Source organism: Luteolibacter sp., assembly GCF_058122085.1.
In genome coordinates, this window is record NZ_JBIKBQ010000175.1 from 1 (window position 1) to 4,759 (window position 4,759).

The following is a 4,759-nucleotide window of genomic DNA, read 5'->3' on the forward strand; positions in this document are numbered from 1 at the left end:
GGGAATCGCGGGGGCGGTGCCTTTGAGATCGACGACCAAGGCCCGCTCATGACCGAGACTATCCCCGAAATCGTTGCTGTAAGCATCCCACAAGGCGAGCATGTCCGGGCGGAACTTGCCGTCAAACAGCTTGGCCATTTCCTTGAACTGCGCGAGTTGCCCGCCCTCGATCGGCGCTTCCGCGACTCTCATGGCCATGGCGTAGGCGGTCTCCAACAGCGCTTCGGCATAGGCGCGGGCCTTCTCGTCGTAAGCAGCGTCGGTCGTCAGGTTGGCGAACAACACGACTTCTTCCGAATCGCCGAGAGCGGCGAGTTTGTTCGGGGACTTCCAATCGACCATGCCGTTGTCGGTGCCGCCGTAGGATTCGATTTTGAGACCGTCCTCGAAGAAGGCGACCATCCCGAGCGAGTCGCTTCCGGCGAGTTTGCGCAGGGTGGCTTCGCGCTCGGCGACGATTTTGAACATCGCCTCCAAGTCGCGGGTGTCACCGAGTCCGTCCGCGCCGACAAGTCCGTCGCGCAGGCCGCTGGTCATTTCCGCAAGCCCTCCGGCAGCGCTGGCGAGCGTGTCCATGGCGTCCTTTTGGCCATAGACCACGGCGGCGAGTTCCTTGGAAACATAGGCATCGCTGAAGGCGAGAGCATCGGACGCGGCGAGCGACTGGCCGACGTCGACAGCCAGCTTGAAGTCATCGGCCGAGCCGCCCAGGAAAAGGACGACGTAGTCCCCCACCGTGCCGCTGAGGATGAGCAGGTCTTTTTTCGCGACCACGGCGAGCAATTGATCGACGGTGGCGGCGTCGAGTTCCTCGTCCATGTCGGCGCGGTCCTCGGCCATGGTGGCGGAAATTTTGGCGCCGAGGATTTTGACGCCCTCAAATTTGCAGCCGGCGCTTTCGATTTCGACGGGCTCGACCATTTCACCGAGCATGTTGGCGTTGGCGATCATCGCGGCGAGTTGCTGGGCGGCGGTGGCGCGATCGGCTTCTTGGGTCCTGAAAGCCATGTAAACCGGCGGCATTTGGGTCTTTTCGAGGAGTGAAATTCCCGACTGCGGGTCCTTGAGCAGGTCCTTGAACAAATCCGGGCCGTAGCTGTCGGCAAACGAATCTGATAGCGTGGAAGCGTCGCCGGATTTCACGGCGGCCGCGAACGCCTTGGCGATGGAGCGCATCTGGAAGTAGCCCATGCGGCGGTTGAAGGTGAGGAGGTTGCCGGTTTGTTCCGCAGTGGACTTGCCGAGCGCGAGCGTGAACTCGGTGCCGAACAACGCGGCCGGGCCGGTCGCTTCGCCGGCTGCGGCCTCGGCCGGTTCATCGCCGCCGACGCCCATTTGATTTTCGACGAGTTTCCAAAGTTGAGTGGCCTTGGCGCGGGAGGCGGTTTTGGTGCCGTTATAAAAGGCGAGAACACCCTCGGTGTCCTGCGTCAGGTGCTTGACGAAACCGAGCTTGGCAGCCCGTTCCTCCGGCGTCACGGCGGGAACCGGCGGCGGTGCCTCCGGTGCAGGCGCTTGGGCCACCGCCGCCGGAGTTTCCGGGGCCTTGACCGCTTCTTTTTTCTTACAAGCCCCGAAGCTCAAAGCCACCGCGGGGATCAACAACCAGCTTGCTTGCAGTTTCATGGAGGCACGCAGCTAGAACGCCCGGACCGCTTGCTGCAAGAAGATTGGCCGGAAAATCCGGGAAAAACCACAGCCAGACTCAGGAGATGACCCGGATATTGCGAAAAACGCCGCGACCTCCACCGCACAAGAGGCAACGCGGTCCCGACATCGTGCACCGGCCTCTGTGGAAGTGGTAACAGGCGGTGAATCGCGCCCAGACTGCTAGAAAGGTCATCACGACCACCGCCAATGAACCGGTGCGGATTTTTGTCAATGGACTCGCCCGCAATGCAATCAATGATGACGAGCGCCCCCTACCGCCACACATGCCCGGGGAATTTCTTCGCCACGGTGGGGCGGTGCCTCGGCCATTCGCGGGCGAGGAAGTGCGGCCAGTCGGTGGTGGTGGCGAGGCGTTTGCCGTCGGGAGTGCAGAGGTTGAGGAGCACGGGAAGGCGGCCTTCGCAGAGACTGGGATGTTCTTTGAGGGCGTAGCATTCCTGTAGCTTCACCTGCGCTTCCGGTGAGTCGTTGACGTAGGAGACTTTCGTGGTGCGGCCGTCGAGCCAGGGAATGGAGAGCGGCAGCAACTCATCGAGCCAAGCGATCTGGCCCTTTTCCAAATGTCGGTGGAACGCGTTCGTGAGAGACGCGGCCTGCGCCTCCCTCACTAACGAGAGGCCGGTGAGGGCGCGGGCGAGGCAGGTGGTGATGGCGTCGGCATCAAAGGGCGCGAACTCGAGTTCGGGCACGTTGGCGTGGACGAGGTTCACGCGGGCGATGAATTGTTTTAGCCGGTGATCCATCAGCGGCAGGTCGAAGGCTCCGGCACGCTGGGCATCGGCGAGGCAGCGGCCGCTGGCGAGGGGATCGAGGTCGCGTTGCTGTGCTTTCTGCTCGATGACGAGATCCCGATAGCGCGTGAGTTTCATCGCGGAGACTCGCTTGTTCCGGGCATCAAAGAGGTGCTCGACGGTGGTCGTTAGATGCTGGGGAAACATCTCGGCGATCCACTCGGTCTTCACCGCGGCGGCGAGGCTGAGCAGGGTCAGCGGTGTGGGACCGCGCGAGGGCGCTTGCCGCAGATTGGCGGCGACGAAAAACGGGGCGTCCTGCACCACGCTTTCGCGGACGAGCTGGCCTTGTCGTTGCTCGGTGAGGTCGCACGCGGGCTTGCCGGGTTCTCGGCGTTTGGCGAGCTGATCGACGAAGCCGGCCATCAGGCACCGCAGCAGGGCGTCGTCGTTTTTTACCGGGCTGGCGGGTGGTTTTTCGCGATCGTAGAGGCGTTGTTGGTGGGCGGCTTGCAGGATTTGTTGGCAGGTCTGCTCCACTTGGCGGGCAACCTGGGCGTTGATGCCGTGGCTGCGGCAGCGGTCGAAGCTGAAGCGGTTCGCCTGGGCGAAGTCGTAGGCGCGCATCAGGGTGATGAAGTCGGAGTCGCCGCTGGTCTCGAACATTTCGCGCGCGGTTTGCGTTTGGCCGTCGTCGCGATCCAGGCGGGCGAGCAGGTCGCGGCCACTGACGAGGGCGGCGCACAAGGCGGCATCGGGCACGCAGCCGCGCTGGCTGGCCTCAATCAACATGCGCGAGTAGCGCGGGTGCATCGGCAGGCGCAGCATTTGCCGGCCGATGGGCGTGAGTTCCGCATCGAGCAAGGCGCCGAGCATGGTGAGCAGGCGCTCGGCGCGTTCGACCGCCTGGGTATCGGGTTTGTCCAGCCAGTCAAAGGTGGCGGCCTCCCGGATGCCTAACGAGTGAAGCAGGAGGACAACCTCGGCGAGGTCGCTGCGCTGAATCTCCGGCGTGTTGCGTTCCTCGCGGGTCTTGTGGCCGATCACGGTCCACAAACGATGACAGGTGCCCGGCGCGGTGCGGCCGGCGCGGCCTTTGCGTTGGTCGGCACTGGCGCGGCTGATCGGCTCTAGCAAGAGCGTGCCGATGCCGCGTTCGGCATCGTAGCGAGCCACGCGGGCGACGCCGCTGTCCACGACGTGGCGGATGCCGTCGATGGTGATGCTGGTTTCGGCGACGTTGGTGGCGACGATGATTTTCCGCAGCGCGTTCGGAGCGAAGGCTCGGTCTTGCTCCTGTGGTTCGAGTTCGCCGTGCAAGGGGATGCAGGCCACGCGCTCCTGCGTTCGCAGGCCGCGCAACGCGTCGAGGGTGCCGTTGATTTCGCCGCGCCCGGGCATGAAGACGAGGATGTCGCCGGGGGCGTCGTCGTTGAGGATGCGCTCGACCGCTCCAGCGGCTTGCGCGGTGATCGGGCGTGGGTCGGGCTGAGAGAGGTAGCCGACTTCCACGGGGAAACTTTGTCCTTCGGAAATGAGGATCGGGCACTGGTTCAAATACGCGGCGACCGGCTCGGCATCGAGCGTGGCGGACATCACCAGCATGGCCAGATCAGGGCGCTGGGTTTGCTGCAAATTTTTCACCAAGGCGAGGGCGACATCGCTGAGCAGGTTTCGCTCGTGGAACTCATCAAAGACCACCGCCCCGATCTTGGAAAGCGTGCGGTCGTCCTGCAACCAGCGCAGCAGGATGCCTTCGGTGACAAAACAGATGCGGGTGCCGACGCTGGTGTGGTCGTCGAAGCGGATCTGATAGCCGACCTCCGCGCCGAGCTTCCCCTCGCGCTCCCAGGCGACGCGGGTGGCCACGCTGCGGGCGGCGACGCGGCGGGGTTGCAGCACCACGATCATCTTGTCGCCCGCGATCCCGGCATCGAGCAGCATCTGCGGCACCTGGGTGGTCTTGCCCGAACCCGTGGGCGCGACGAGCACCAGGCGATTGCCGGCTTGCAGCGTGCGCAGGATGTCAGTGTGGATTCTCCAGATGGGCAGCGAGGCGGGGGCGGGCATGATGAGGACCTTGTTCATTCCGGTAACTTTCACGGCGGAGGTGGTCGGCGTTTCATTTACCAGGATATTACCGCCGTCGAGACAGCACTTGCGCAGATCGGGGGATTCTTTCGGAAAAGCCTTCACCAAGGCATCGAGAAGACTGACCGGCTCGTCACCCTTCACCCGGCGGAACCGCTGGGCGGCCAGGCCGTCGTTCCAGAGGCCCTTGGCTTTCGCCTGTTCGAACGCTTCGACGAGTTGGCGCCGGCAAGTCCCGGCAAGGTGGCAAGAAGGACGGCCTGAAT

At 63.9% G+C, this 4,759-nt stretch carries 1 protein-coding gene and 1 pseudogene; both read right to left on the reverse strand.

Annotated features, from left to right (window positions below):
• A pseudogene (locus tag AC4DF4_RS17900) lies at nt 1-1,626 on the reverse strand (hypothetical protein); the annotation flags it as partial.
• 296 nt (nt 1,627-1,922) lie between these two features.
• Nucleotides 1,923-4,759: ATP-dependent RNA helicase (locus AC4DF4_RS17905; RefSeq protein ID WP_490049467.1), on the reverse strand; the 2,837-nt coding region annotated here is incomplete at its 5' end.